General features: G+C 47.8%; 6 protein-coding genes, 5 tRNA genes and 3 rRNA genes. 4 read left to right on the top strand and 10 right to left on the bottom strand.

All coding sequences use genetic code 11. The features are described 5' to 3' along the window. The first annotated feature begins 5 nt into the window (after positions 1 to 5). Positions 6 to 3,122 (top strand): multidrug efflux RND transporter permease subunit, encoded by a 3,117-nt coding sequence (locus AAA946_RS00165; RefSeq protein WP_338163169.1) that lies wholly within the window; start codon positions 6 to 8, stop codon positions 3,120 to 3,122. A gap of 143 nt (positions 3,123 to 3,265) precedes the next feature. Further along, entirely contained in the window at positions 3,266 to 3,517 is a 252-nt protein-coding gene (gene ubiK / locus AAA946_RS00160; RefSeq protein WP_042477776.1) for a ubiquinone biosynthesis accessory factor UbiK, read from the top strand. 119 nt (positions 3,518 to 3,636) lie between these two features. On the opposite strand, the gene ilvC is transcribed toward ubiK, so the two are convergent. Further along, entirely contained in the window at positions 3,637 to 5,121 is a 1,485-nt protein-coding gene (ilvC, locus tag AAA946_RS00155; protein ID WP_338163168.1) for a ketol-acid reductoisomerase, read from the bottom strand. A 145-nt stretch (positions 5,122 to 5,266) separates the two neighbouring features. On the opposite strand from ilvC, the gene ilvY reads away from it, so the two are divergent. Together ilvY and AAA946_RS00145 are read left to right on the top strand one after the other, a co-directional pair. Next, positions 5,267 to 6,157, top strand: a complete 891-nt coding sequence (gene ilvY, locus AAA946_RS00150) for an HTH-type transcriptional activator IlvY (protein WP_338163167.1) — start codon at positions 5,267 to 5,269, stop codon at positions 6,155 to 6,157. Between the two features lie 93 nt (positions 6,158 to 6,250). Further along, positions 6,251 to 7,783: a phospholipase D family protein gene (locus AAA946_RS00145; RefSeq protein WP_338163166.1), complete on the top strand. Its 1,533-nt coding sequence runs from the start codon at positions 6,251 to 6,253 to the stop codon at positions 7,781 to 7,783. Positions 7,784 to 7,906: 123 nt separating this feature from the next. Here AAA946_RS00145 and AAA946_RS00140 read toward each other — a convergent pair. The 9 genes from AAA946_RS00140 to hemG form a co-directional block, all read right to left on the bottom strand. After that, positions 7,907 to 7,983: transfer RNA gene (locus tag AAA946_RS00140), tRNA-Trp, on the bottom strand. A 92-nt stretch (positions 7,984 to 8,075) separates the two neighbouring features. Next, positions 8,076 to 8,152 (bottom strand) — tRNA-Asp (locus AAA946_RS00135). 56 nt (positions 8,153 to 8,208) lie between these two features. Beyond that, positions 8,209 to 8,324 (bottom strand): 5S ribosomal RNA (gene rrf / locus AAA946_RS00130). A gap of 129 nt (positions 8,325 to 8,453) precedes the next feature. Beyond that, a 23S ribosomal RNA gene (locus tag AAA946_RS00125) occupies positions 8,454 to 11,341 on the bottom strand. 385 nt (positions 11,342 to 11,726) lie between these two features. Next, positions 11,727 to 11,802 (bottom strand) — tRNA-Val (locus tag AAA946_RS00120). Positions 11,803 to 11,868: 66 nt separating this feature from the next. Further along, positions 11,869 to 11,944, bottom strand: a tRNA-Lys gene (locus tag AAA946_RS00115). Between the two features lie 2 nt (positions 11,945 to 11,946). After that, positions 11,947 to 12,022: transfer RNA gene (locus AAA946_RS00110), tRNA-Glu, on the bottom strand. 122 nt (positions 12,023 to 12,144) lie between these two features. Then, positions 12,145 to 13,697: ribosomal RNA gene (locus tag AAA946_RS00105) — 16S ribosomal RNA — on the bottom strand. Together the 16S, 23S and 5S rRNA genes with 5 tRNA genes alongside form the textbook arrangement of a ribosomal RNA operon. Before the next feature lie 475 nt (positions 13,698 to 14,172). Continuing rightward, complete coding sequence (gene hemG / locus AAA946_RS00100) at positions 14,173 to 14,700, bottom strand: menaquinone-dependent protoporphyrinogen IX dehydrogenase (protein ID WP_338163165.1); 528 nt, start codon at positions 14,698 to 14,700, stop codon at positions 14,173 to 14,175. Positions 14,701 to 14,739 lie beyond the last annotated feature (39 nt).

Here is a 14,739-nt window from a genome sequence, read left to right as displayed (position 1 = left end):
GCAAAATGCGTTTTACTGATATTTTCATAAAACGTCCTGTTCTTGCGGTATCGATCAGCTTTTTGATTGCCCTGCTTGGTTTACAAGCAGTATTCAAAATGCAGGTACGTGAATACCCAGAAATGACGAATACGGTTGTCACTGTGACAACCAGCTACTACGGTGCCAGTGCCGACCTGATCCAGGGCTTTATTACTCAGCCTTTGGAACAAGCTGTCGCGCAGGCCGACAATATTGACTACATGACCTCTCAGTCTGTACTCGGTAAGTCGACCATTACCGTCAACATGAAACTGAATACCGACCCTAATGCGGCACTGTCAGATATTCTGGCAAAAACCAACTCGGTTCGTTCTCAGCTTCCTAAAGAGTCAGAAGATCCTACCGTAACCATGTCAACAGGTTCGACAACGGCGGTGCTGTATATCGGCTTTACCAGTGACGAGTTGGCATCAAGTCAGATCACTGACTACCTGGAACGCGTGATCAATCCACAGCTGTTTACCGTTAATGGTGTATCGAAAGTGGATATGTACGGTGGTATGAAATACGCTCTGCGCGTATGGCTAGACCCACTGAAAATGGCAGCACTGAAGATGACCGCGGCAGACGTGATGAACGTTCTGAACGCCAACAACTATCAGTCGGCAACCGGTCAGGCAACGGGCGAGTTTGTTCTCTATAACGGTAATGCGGATACCCAAGTATCGAATACCGATGAATTGAAAAACCTCGTAGTCAGCTCTAGTGATGGTCAAGTCATTCGCCTAGGGGATATTGCGAAAGTGACTCTAGAAAAGAGCCACGACGTATATCGCGCGAGTGCTAACGGTCAAGAAGCGGTGGTCGCTGCCATTAACGCAGCCCCAAGTGCTAACCCGATTAACATTGCTGCTGATGTGCTAGCACTTCTTCCTCAACTAGAGAAGAACCTGCCTAGCAACATCAAAATGAACGTGATGTATGACTCGACAGTGGCGATCAACGAATCGATTCAAGAGGTTATCAAAACCATTCTTGAAGCCGCATTGATCGTACTGGTGGTTATCACCTTGTTCCTGGGCTCTTTCCGTGCCGTACTGATCCCTATCGTGACCATCCCGCTATCACTGATTGGTGTTGCTATGGTGATGCAGGCGATTGGCTTCTCATGGAACTTGATGACACTACTGGCAATGGTACTGGCTATCGGTCTGGTGGTTGATGACGCGATCGTTGTTCTTGAGAACGTTGACCGTCACATCAAACTTGGTGAGTCGCCATTCCGTGCGGCGATCATTGGTACGCGCGAGATCGCGGTACCGGTTATCGCGATGACGCTAACGCTGGGTGCGGTATATGCACCAATCGCCCTGATGGGGGGAATTACCGGATCGTTATTTAAAGAGTTTGCGTTGACGCTAGCGGGCTCGGTATTCGTTTCTGGTATCGTGGCACTGACACTGTCTCCAATGATGTGTTCGAAGCTACTTAAAGCCAATGAAGAACCAAGCAAGTTTGAACAAAAAGTGCATCATGCACTTGATGGGATGACCAACCGCTATGAAAAAATGCTCACAGCAGTGATGCAGCATCGCCCTGTGGTGATTGGTTTTGCGGTCATTGTGTTTGCAACTCTGCCAGTGCTGTTTAAATTCATCCCAAGTGAACTCGCACCGTCAGAAGATAAAGGCGTAGTGATGTTAATGGGTACCGGTCCATCGAATGCGAACTTGGATTACCTGCAAAACACCATGAACGACGTGAACAAAATCCTGTCGGATCAGCCGGAAGTCGCCTTTGCTCAGGTATTCACGGGTGTGCCTAACTCTAACCAAGCGTTTGGTATTGCCTCTATGGTGCCTTGGAGTCAACGTGAAGCTAGCCAGGCTGAGGTGAAAAACCGCGTGAGTGCATTAGTATCACAGGTTCCTGGTATGGCCGTGACTGCGTTTGAAATGCCAGAACTTCCAGGGGCAGGCTCAGGTCTTCCTATCCAGTTTGTTATCACGACACCGAACAGCTTTGAAAGCTTGTTTACAATCGCGACCGACATTTGGTCTGATGTTCAGCAAAATGCGCAGTTCGTCTACTCAACGTTAGATTTGAACTACGACTCAGCGACAATGAAGATCAATATCGATAAGGACATGGCTGGCGCTTACGGCGTGACCATGCAGGATATTGGTATCACGCTAAGTGCGATGATGGCCGATGGTTACGTAAACCGTATCGACCTGAACGGTCGTTCGTATGAGGTTATTCCTCAGGTTGAACGTAAATACCGCCTAAACCCAGAGTCGATGAACATGTACTTCGTTCGTTCTGATGATGGACAAGCGATCCCGCTAGGTAGCTTGATTAGCATTGATGTGGTTGCAGAGCCTCGCTCACTGCCTCACTTCAACCAGCTAAACTCAGCGACCGTTGGCGCAGTGCCATCACCAGGTGTCGCTATGGGTGATGCCATCGCATGGTTTGAGTCCACAGCGGAAAACAAACTGCCGAGTGGCTACAACCATGACTACATGGGTGAAGCACGTCAGTACGTAACGGAAGGTAGCGCACTGTACGCCACATTTGGTTTAGCGCTAGCGATCATCTTCTTGGTACTGGCTATCCAGTTTGAGTCGATTAAAGACCCATTCGTTATCATGGTCTCGGTACCATTGGCGATTTGTGGTGCCTTGATTGCTCTCGCTTGGGGCGCAGCAACGATGAACATCTACTCGCAAGTGGGTTTGATTACCCTAGTTGGTCTGATTACCAAGCACGGTATTCTTATCTGTGAGGTTGCTAAAGAAGAGCAGCTTCTGCATAAGAAGAGCAAGATGGAAGCGGTCATGGAAGCGGCGAAAGTCCGTCTTCGTCCAATCCTGATGACAACGGCAGCGATGATTGCAGGCCTTATCCCACTGATGTACGCAACCGGTGCGGGTGCGGCTCAGCGCTTTAGTATCGGTATCGTTATCGTTGCTGGTCTTGCGATTGGTACGCTGTTTACGCTGTTTGTACTGCCAGTTATCTACACCTACTTGGCAGAGCGTCATAAGCCTCTACCTGTGTTTGTTGAAGACAAAGACTTAGAGAAAATTGCTCGAGTTGACGAAGCTTCAGCTGCATGCAAAGAGAATCGCGTATAAACAGTGAATGTGATTCTACGCTGTGAGTTAAAAACAGCGTTACTTAGAAAAAGGCCACATTGTGGCCTTTTTTATTACGCTAAATAACGACATTGCCCGGTGGATTACATAGAATAGTGGGATTACTTAAGGAGTTACCAGACATGTTTGACCCAAAGAAACTTGAACAGATTGCTAAGCAGATTCACGACTCTATGCCACAACCGGTGAAAGAGCTTGGAGCGGATGTTGATCAGAAAGTACGTCAAGTGATTCAAGGCCAATTGAATAAGCTTGATGTGGTTAGCCGCGAAGAGTTTGACGTGCAAACTCAAGTGCTGCTTCGTACTCGCCAAAAGCTAACGGAAATGGAACAAAAGCTTGCTGAGCTAGAGCAAAAACTAGCTGACAAGTAACCATTTGTTCACTGTATTCGCGCATTAGGCGCGAATGATATAGACAAAAGAAAGGGGCTACCGATTGGTAGCCCCTTTTACTATGTTGTGTTTACTTTTTTATCTAATTTTTGGTCGGCTTAGCCGCCTACAGCGATGCGCTTCATGTCTGTCATGTAGCCACGTAGCTCTTCACCGATGTACTCAACAGGATGGTTGCGAATAACGTCGTTTACTTCGATGAGCTTACCGTTATCAACTTGGTTAGATGTCTCACCTAGACCTTTACCGATTACGTCCGTACTTACTGATGGCATGAACTTCTCACGAAGAAGTGGAGTCGCCACGTTAGCGAATAGGTAGTTACCGTATTCAGCAGTATCAGAGATGACTACGTTCATTTCGTATAGACGCTTACGTGCAATCGTGTTTGCAATCAGTGGAAGCTCGTGTAGAGACTCGTAGTACGCTGACTCATCAATGATGCCTGATGCTGTCATAGCTTCGAATGCTAGCTCAACACCCGCACGAACCATAGCCACCATTAGGATACCGTTGTCGAAGTACTCTTGCTCAGAGATTTCTACATCAGATGCAGGATAGTTTTCGAACGCTGTTTCAGCTGTCTCTGCACGCCAACCTAGAAGGTTAACGTCGTCATTTGCCCAGTCAGCCATCATAGTGCTAGAGAATTCGCCTTGAATGATGTCATCCATGTGCTTGTTGTAAAGCGGACGCATTAGGTCTTTTAGCTCTTCAGACAGGTCAAACGCTTTCACTTTCGCAGGGTTAGATAGACGATCCATCATGTGCGTGATGCCACCGAATTTCAGTGCTTCTGTGATGGTTTCCCAACCGAACTGAAGTAGTTTGCCTGCGTAGCTTGGGTCGATGCCGTCAGCAATCATCTTCTCGTAACATACGATTGAACCTGCTTGTAGCATGCCACAAAGGATAGTTTGCTCACCCATTAGGTCAGACTTAACTTCAGCAACGAATGAAGACTCTAGAACACCTGCACGGTGACCGCCAGTTGCTGCTGCCCATGCTTTAGCGATTTCAAGACCGTCACCTTGAGGGTCGTTCTCTGGGTGAACCGCGATAAGTGTAGGAACACCAAAGCCACGCTTATATTCTTCACGAACTTCAGTACCTGGACACTTAGGTGCAACCATGACAACCGTTAGGTCTTTACGGATTTGCATACCTTCTTCAACGATGTTGAAGCCGTGAGAGTAACCTAGAGATGCGCCTTCTTTCATTAGCGGCATTACCGTCTCTACCACGTTAGTGTGCTGTTTGTCAGGAGTTAGGTTAACCACTAGGTCAGCTTGAGGAATTAGGTCTTCGTAGCTACCCACAACGAAACCGTTGTCTTTCGCGTTTTTGAACGATTGACGCTGCTCATCGATCGCTGCCTGACGAAGTGCGTACGACACGTCTAGGCCAGAATCACGCATGTTCAAGCCTTGGTTTAGGCCTTGAGCACCACAACCAACAATGACTACTTTCTTACCTTTTAGGTAATCCGCTTCTGAAGCAAATTCAGAGCGATCCATAAAACGACAACGACCTAGTTGGTCTAATTGCTCACGCAAGTTAAGAGTATTGAAATAGTTAGCCATAGTTGGGCTCTCCTGTTGAATTCTGTCCGTAGTGTCGATGCTTATCATCGAATGACTTCATACTAAAGCAGAGACCAAATTGCTTAAAGTGATATATTCACAATTTGTTATTGCAATTAATGCAACTACCGATATCTTTAGTATTATGAATATTAAAAGCCTTCAAGCTTTTATCCACCTTTGTGAGAGTAAAAGCTTCAGTAAAACCGCGACAGCGATGCATGTCAGTGCGTCAGCACTCAGTCGCCAGATCCAAAAGCTAGAGCAAGACACTCATCAAAGCCTGTTCTTGCGTGATAACCGCTCGGTAGAGTTGACGCCAGCGGGCAAGAAATTATTGCCTATCGCCGTTAACATCGTGAGTGAGTGGCAACAGTTTCAATCAGACAGCCAACATGGTGAACAGGAACTTCGCGGCAAGCTACGACTGTTTTGTTCAGTCACCGCGAGTTACAGCCATCTGCCCGAGCTATTGGCGGAGTTCAGGCTGCTCTATCCTTATATCGAATTTGAACTCTCAACAGGCGACCCCGCACAAGCAATAGATAAGGTCATCAACGATGAGACCGACATTGCCATCTCTGCTTTGCCCGAACTGCTTCCTGCACGACTGGAGTTTGAGACCATTAGTGAGATCCCGCTATCCGTGATAGCACCAGCAGGCGTTAGCAGCTTTGGTTCTGAACTTGCCGATGGCATGCCAGACTGGAGTAAGATCCCGTTTATTGTCCCAGAAGCGGGCACCGCTCGCGAAAGAGCCAACCTCTGGTTTAAAAAGATGCGTATCAAGCCCAACATCTATGCGCAAGTATCGGGTCATGAAGCCATTGTCAGTATGGTGGCATTAGGGTGTGGTGTGGGTATCGCACCAGAGGTCGTTATCGTCAACAGTCCGGTTAGGGACAAGATCCAGCGCCTGAAACTAGAGCCCATCAAACCCTTCAAATTGGGGGTGGTGTGTAAACGCTCGAATCTCGACAACCCACTGCTTTCCGCATTTTGGAAAGTGGCAGAAAAGGTCTATATCCAGCCTTAATCAAGCGCTGTGCTATGACACAGTCGGGATACTTTGTTACCGCCGTTATCGATACTATATGGTTAGTATTCTGCTCAATAGGCCCGTTGTTTTATGCTCAAAGTCAAAAAAACCGTTCTCGCCTGTACATCCATAGTGCTATTTGGCTGTGCATCTGCACCAGACAATGTGCCTTTATCAGAAAGGGACTATTGCGCAGAGCTCACCAAGAGAGAGCACTTACCGCTGTCTCACTATACTCAGCCTTTCGAGACTGAAATGAAGAGTAGTACAGGTGTTTATGTATTAGAGCAAGGGGCAGAAGCGATGATGTCGCGGGCTTGGTTGACCGAGCGAGCAGAAACTTCCATTGATGTGCAGTACTTTATTTTTTCAGTCGATAACGTAGGGCTCATTGCTACCGACTATCTTGTCAGAGCGGCTGAGCGAGGCGTTAAAGTTCGAGTATTGGTAGATGACATCATGCTCAACGCCAAAGGGGATGAGCTGCTCATGTTGGCCGCCCATGACAACTTTGAGATAAAGATATACAACCCTAACGCCAATATCGGCAAAAACATTGTACAAAAGATGACGACAGTCTTAACCGATTTCCACGGCATCAATCAGCGCATGCACAACAAGGTCTTTTTAGTCGATGACCAAGTTGCCATTACTGGCGGTAGAAACATTGCTGACGAATATTTCGGTTTCGACCACGAGTATAACTTCCGCGATAGAGATGTTTTTCTCGCTGGCAAAGCCGTTGGAGAGATCGATACATCATTTGAGCAGTACTGGAACAGTCCGCTCAGTGTTCCCGTAGAAGATCTGTTTAAATCCAACCCCTATGATAGCAATCCAGATTTCTCACGGTTACATTCCTATGCCTGTAACCCGAAGCACTTCCATCCCGAAATAAGAGCTGAAATAGACAAGGTGCCAGAGACCTTTCAGGCTCTATCTAATGAAGGCAAATTTTTATTCGTTGATAAAGTCGAGTACATAGCAGATAAGCCAGGAAAGAACGATCGCCAGACCTTCTTGGGCGGTGGTAGCATTACTCGTGACAAACTGATTGAGCTGGCTGAGAGTGCGCAATCATCGATCCTGATCCAAACACCTTATCTGATCACTACCAGAAAGGATCGTGATTTTCTCAGCGGTTTAGTTGATAAAGGCATTTCAATAAAGATCCTGACCAATAGCCTCGCTTCCAACGATAATCTTGCCGCCTTTAGTGGCTACCAGAGAAATCGGCAGCAACTTTTGGCCACAGGTGTAGAGGTTTATGAGTTTAAACCCGATGCTAAGGTTAGACAGCGAGTAATGACCGAGCATATGTACAAGAAACTGCCAACCACACCTATCTTTGGTCTGCACGCAAAAACCATGACTATCGACGACACTATTACCGTCGTTGGTACCTACAATCTTGACCCACGTAGCGCTCATTTGAACACCGAGAGCTTTGCTATTATCCACTCACCACAGATCACCAAACATGTCTCAAAGGCAATGAAGGTAGAAATGGAGCCGGAAAATGCATGGCGTATAACGCAAGACTTTAACCCTGATAATGAAGTCAGCGTAACAAAAAGAGTTGGCGTAAAACTGCATCGCATCGTGCCTAAGAACATTCTTTAGCTTTAGTATCACGTGATGGGCTAGGACGGCCTAAGGATAAAACGAAAAAGGCTCCGACCTAAGTCAGAGCCTTCGGATATTGCAAATGCAAAAAAGCCCCGTCTTTCGACGAGGCTTTAAATATGGCAGGGGTGGAGAGATTCGAACTCCCAACACGCGGATTTGGAATCCGCTGCTCTGCCAATTGGAGCTACACCCCTAAAGTGTTATCTAATCTATGCTATTTAATCGCTTAAATCAACACGTTAGATTCAAAAAAGCCTCGTCGTTAGACGAGGCTTCTTGATATAAGTGGCGGAGTGGACGGGACTCGAACCCGCGACCCCCGGCGTGACAGGCCGGTATTCTAACCAACTGAACTACCACTCCGCAGTGGTCTATTTAAAGTCTTATCTAAATCGTGCTTTAAACAGATTATGTTCAAAGCCTGGCGATGTCCTACTCTCACATGGGGAAGCCCCACACTACCATCGGCGCTATTGCGTTTCACTTCTGAGTTCGGCATGGAATCAGGTGGGTCCACAACGCTATGGTCGCCAAGCAAATTCTGCTTTGGTTTTCAGCTTTTCAAAAAAGCTAAAAGCCAAAATATCTGGAAAGCTGTTAATGTGTTCTCTTACACATTCAATTTGTTCTTGCTTTGAGTCCATCAAAACCCTTTGGGTGTTGTATGGTTAAGCCTCACGGGCAATTAGTACAGGTTAGCTCAACGCCTCACAACGCTTACACACCCTGCCTATCAACGTTCTAGTCTCGAACAACCCTTTAGGACACTTAAAGTGCCAGGGAAGACTCATCTCAGGGCTCGCTTCCCGCTTAGATGCTTTCAGCGGTTATCGATTCCGAACTTAGCTACCGGGCAATGCGTCTGGCGACACAACCCGAACACCAGAGGTTCGTCCACTCCGGTCCTCTCGTACTAGGAGCAGCCCCCTTCAATCTTCCAACGCCCACGGCAGATAGGGACCGAACTGTCTCACGACGTTCTAAACCCAGCTCGCGTACCACTTTAAATGGCGAACAGCCATACCCTTGGGACCGACTTCAGCCCCAGGATGTGATGAGCCGACATCGAGGTGCCAAACACCGCCGTCGATATGAACTCTTGGGCGGTATCAGCCTGTTATCCCCGGAGTACCTTTTATCCGTTGAGCGATGGCCCTTCCATTCAGAACCACCGGATCACTATGACCTGCTTTCGCACCTGCTCGAATTGTCATTCTCGCAGTCAAGCGGGCTTATGCCATTGCACTAACCTCACGATGTCCAACCGTGATTAGCCCACCTTCGTGCTCCTCCGTTACTCTTTGGGAGGAGACCGCCCCAGTCAAACTACCCACCAGGCACTGTCCTCATCCCCGATTAGGGGACCAAGTTAGAACATCAACACTACAAGGGTGGTATTTCAAGGACGGCTCCACTAATACTGGCGTACTAGTTTCAAAGCCTCCCACCTATCCTACACATGTAGGGTCAATGTTCAGTGCCAAGCTGTAGTAAAGGTTCACGGGGTCTTTCCGTCTAGCCGCGGGTACACTGCATCTTCACAGCGATTTCAATTTCACTGAGTCTCGGGTGGAGACAGCGTGGCCATCATTACGCCATTCGTGCAGGTCGGAACTTACCCGACAAGGAATTTCGCTACCTTAGGACCGTTATAGTTACGGCCGCCGTTTACCGGGGCTTCGATCAAGAGCTTCGACCTAAGTCTAACCCCATCAATTAACCTTCCGGCACCGGGCAGGCGTCACACCGTATACGTCATCTTACGATTTTGCACAGTGCTGTGTTTTTAATAAACAGTTGCAGCCACCTGGTATCTGCGACTCCCCATAGCTCCATCCGCAAGGGACTTCACCGCGAGGAGCGTACCTTCTCCCGAAGTTACGGTACCATTTTGCCTAGTTCCTTCACCCGAGTTCTCTCAAGCGCCTTGGTATTCTCTACCCGACCACCTGTGTCGGTTTGGGGTACGATTCCTTACAATCTGAAGCTTAGAGGCTTTTCCTGGAAGCATGGCATCAATGACTTCACTACCGTAGTAGCTCGACATCGTGTCTCAGCCTTAAAAAGAGCCGGATTTACCTAACTCTTAAGCCTACGCACTTGAACCTGGACAACCGTCGCCAGGCCCACCTAGCCTTCTCCGTCCCCCCATCGCAATTGTAAGAAGTACGGGAATATTAACCCGTTTCCCATCGACTACGCCTTTCGGCCTCGCCTTAGGGGTCGACTCACCCTGCCCCGATTAACGTTGGACAGGAACCCTTGGTCTTCCGGCGAGGAGGTTTTTCACCCCCTTTATCGTTACTCATGTCAGCATTCGCACTTCTGATACCTCCAGCAGACCTTACAGTCCACCTTCAACGGCTTACAGAACGCTCCCCTACCCAATATACAAAGTATATTGCCGCAGCTTCGGTGTATAGCTTAGCCCCGTTACATCTTCCGCGCAGGCCGACTCGACTAGTGAGCTATTACGCTTTCTTTAAATGATGGCTGCTTCTAAGCCAACATCCTAGCTGTCTAAGCCTTCCCACATCGTTTCCCACTTAGCTATACTTTGGGACCTTAGCTGGCGGTCTGGGTTGTTTCCCTCTCCACGACGGACGTTAGCACCCGCCGTGTGTCTCCCGGATAGTACTTACTGGTATTCGGAGTTTGCAAAGGGTTGGTAAGTCGGGATGACCCCCTAGCCTTAACAGTGCTCTACCCCCAGTAGTATTCGTCCGAGGCTCTACCTAAATAGATTTCGGGGAGAACCAGCTATCTCCAGGTTTGATTGGCCTTTCACCCCTAGCCACAAGTCATCCGCTAATTTTTCAACATTAGTCGGTTCGGTCCTCCAGTTGATGTTACTCAACCTTCAACCTGCCCATGGCTAGATCACCTGGTTTCGGGTCTATATCCAGAGACTGAACGCCCAGTTAAGACTCGGTTTCCCTACGGCTCCCCTAAACGGTTAACCTTGCCACTGAATATAAGTCGCTGACCCATTATACAAAAGGTACGCAGTCACACCACGAAGGTGCTCCTACTGCTTGTACGTACACGGTTTCAGGTTCTATTTCACTCCCCTCACAGGGGTTCTTTTCGCCTTTCCCTCACGGTACTGGTTCACTATCGGTCAGTCAGTAGTATTTAGCCTTGGAGGATGGTCCCCCCATATTCAGACAGGATATCACGTGTCCCGCCCTACTCGATTTCACTGATGATGAGATGTCGGTTACGGGGCTATCACCCTGTATCGCGGCACTTTCCAGAGCCTTCACCTGTCTCATTAAAAGCTTAAGGGCTAATCCAATTTCGCTCGCCGCTACTTTCGGAATCTCGGTTGATTTCTCTTCCTCGGGGTACTTAGATGTTTCAGTTCCCCCGGTTCGCCTCGCTGAGCTATGTATTCACTCAGCGATAACTGCTTATGCAGTTGGGTTTCCCCATTCAGGAATCCCAGACTCACAGGTTATTACTACCTAATCTGGGCTTATCGCAAGTTATTACGCCTTTCATCGCCTCTGACTGCCAAGGCATCCACCGTGTACGCTTAGTCACTTAACCATACAACCCCAAAGAGTTTCAGAAGAAACCATGAGATTGTCGTTAAACAACCAAAGTTGTCTGCAATTTTTATACATGATGCAGACTCGATTTTGCCGGACTCAAATTCCAAGAACACTTGAATGTGTGTTGGTACCTAATCAAAAGATTAGGATTTGAGAACTTTTAATTGAATAACTTAATCAACAGCCTTGAGCTGTTTTGTTTTACTTTTTCAAAAGTAAAAACCAATTAAGCTATTCGTCAGCTTTCCAAATTGTTAAAGAGCAATGCAAACTTAATGCATTTTCTAAAGATTCTCAGTGCCTTGCGGCGTCAAAAATTCCAACCACGCACGCTTTACTGAAGTGGTTTGGAAATTCTTAATCCAAAAATTCTTAGAGAATGGTGGGCGATACCGGGCTCGAACCAGTGACCCCCTCCTTGTAAGGGAGGTGCTCTCCCAACTGAGCTAATCGCCCACATAAGTTTCCTATTGTTTTCACTTTAAAAAAGTAAAACAAAGGCCATTCCTTCGTGGAAAAGAATGGTGGGTCGTGCAGGATTCGAACCTGCGACCAATTGATTAAAAGTCAACTGCTCTACCAACTGAGCTAACGACCCAATGGTATCCCGTAGGGGAGTCGAACCCCTGTTACCGCCGTGAAAGGGCGGTGTCCTAGGCCTCTAGACGAACGGGACACTAAGCAGTAAGTGTTGGGCACTTACTATTTTCTGCTTTCGCTTTTCAGCAAAAACAAAATCTCTTTATCTTTACAAACCTAATCAATCTGTGTGAACACTCATCGCAATAATCTTTCGTATAAGGAGGTGATCCAGCCCCAGGTTCCCCTAGGGCTACCTTGTTACGACTTCACCCCAGTCATGAACCACAAAGTGGTGAGCGTCCTCCCGAAGGTTAAACTACCCACTTCTTTTGCAGCCCACTCCCATGGTGTGACGGGCGGTGTGTACAAGGCCCGGGAACGTATTCACCGTGGCATTCTGATCCACGATTACTAGCGATTCCGACTTCATGGAGTCGAGTTGCAGACTCCAATCCGGACTACGACGCACTTTTTGGGATTCGCTCACTTTCGCAAGTTGGCCGCCCTCTGTATGCGCCATTGTAGCACGTGTGTAGCCCTACTCGTAAGGGCCATGATGACTTGACGTCGTCCCCACCTTCCTCCGGTTTATCACCGGCAGTCTCCCTGGAGTTCCCGACATTACTCGCTGGCAAACAAGGATAAGGGTTGCGCTCGTTGCGGGACTTAACCCAACATTTCACAACACGAGCTGACGACAGCCATGCAGCACCTGTCTCAGAGTTCCCGAAGGCACCAAAGCATCTCTGCTAAGTTCTCTGGATGTCAAGAGTAGGTAAGGTTCTTCGCGTTGCATCGAATTAAACCACATGCTCCACCGCTTGTGCGGGCCCCCGTCAATTCATTTGAGTTTTAATCTTGCGACCGTACTCCCCAGGCGGTCTACTTAACGCGTTAGCTCCGAAAGCCACGGCTCAAGGCCACAACCTCCAAGTAGACATCGTTTACGGCGTGGACTACCAGGGTATCTAATCCTGTTTGCTCCCCACGCTTTCGCATCTGAGTGTCAGTATCTGTCCAGGGGGCCGCCTTCGCCACCGGTATTCCTTCAGATCTCTACGCATTTCACCGCTACACCTGAAATTCTACCCCCCTCTACAGTACTCTAGTCAGCCAGTTTCAAATGCAGTTCCGAGGTTGAGCCCCGGGCTTTCACATCTGACTTAACTAACCACCTGCATGCGCTTTACGCCCAGTAATTCCGATTAACGCTCGCACCCTCCGTATTACCGCGGCTGCTGGCACGGAGTTAGCCGGTGCTTCTTCTGCAGCTAACGTCAAATGATGCCGCTATTAACGACACCACCTTCCTCACTGCTGAAAGTGCTTTACAACCCGAAGGCCTTCTTCACACACGCGGCATGGCTGCATCAGGCTTGCGCCCATTGTGCAATATTCCCCACTGCTGCCTCCCGTAGGAGTCTGGACCGTGTCTCAGTTCCAGTGTGGCTGATCATCCTCTCAGACCAGCTAGGGATCGTCGCCTTGGTGAGCCATTACCTCACCAACTAGCTAATCCCACCTGGGCATATCCTGACGCGAGAGGCCCGAAGGTCCCCCTCTTTGAGCCGAAGCTATTATGCGGTATTAGCCATCGTTTCCAATGGTTATCCCCCACATCAGGGCAATTTCCCAGGCATTACTCACCCGTCCGCCGCTCGACGCCGTTAACGTCCCCCGAAGGTTCAGTTAACTCGTTTCCGCTCGACTTGCATGTGTTAGGCCTGCCGCCAGCGTTCAATCTGAGCCATGATCAAACTCTTCAATTTAAGATTTTGTCGGCTCAATGAATACTGAACATTACATAAGTAATGTTTGAATTGACTGTGCTGAATCTTTCGATTCAATGGTCACTTCGTTTCATTGAAACCTAATTTGAAACCCCTCTTTATTAAGAGAAATTTCTAATTTGATTATCATCAACGAGTGCCCACACAGATTGATAGGTTTATATTGTTAAAGAGCTTGTTTCGAGCTTCGGACTAAGCATCCCTCTCAAAACGGATGGCCATTTTAGCGAGATAAGTTTTAGTGTCAACCACTTTTTTCAACTTATTTTGCTAAGCTTCTTAGAAGCTTGTGACCTTCTGACTCGTTGGGGATTTCGTTGTCCTTTCCCGTGTCAGCGAGGGGGCATTATAGAGATCGGATTAAACTTGGCAACCCTTTTTTTAAAGTTTTTCGCTTTTTTTTATCGTTCGCTTAAAAACGAGTCAAAACGGCGTAAAAACCAACATTTTCTCTCTATAGCTGGGCAAATTTCTCGGCAAACAGCCCCACTTTCTCCCAATTGGTATACTCAACTTCCTTGGTAGTATCCGTTTCACCGCCAGTCATGGTCATAATTAGCTTAATCATAAAGCGATCAAACGAATTATAACGAGGGTAATAGAGGGCACCGGCAAAAACACCGATCAGCGTCGGCTGCCAAGGTGACTTTTTAAGAAACGTCTTTATATAAGCGCTACCTTCTGGCGTATCTTTACCTTGGTCTTCTTTTCTTGCCGTCAGGTTCACGCAGAAGAACGCCGCCTTCATTCCACTCAGCTGTTGTTGGTTTGCTTCAATAAACTGATACAGCTTCTTATTAAGATGGCCATAACGAATAGAGGCACCAATGAGTACTTTGTCATAGTCACTCAGATTTACATCTGGGTTTTCATGAAGGTTAATAGTGGCGGCATCATTATGACCAAGCTGCTCAGCGATACGTCCGATGATTTTCTTTGTTTGTCCTTCGCGAGAAGAATAGAGATAGAGAACTTTTTCCACGATGATTTCCTTCGCTGCCATCTATTAATAAAGTAGCTA

The organism is Vibrio sp. 10N (assembly GCF_036245475.1).
GTDB lineage: Bacteria > Pseudomonadota > Gammaproteobacteria > Enterobacterales > Vibrionaceae > Vibrio.
The sequence above is the reverse complement of the archived record's forward strand: the minus strand, read 5'-3'. Positions and strand labels throughout refer to the sequence as shown.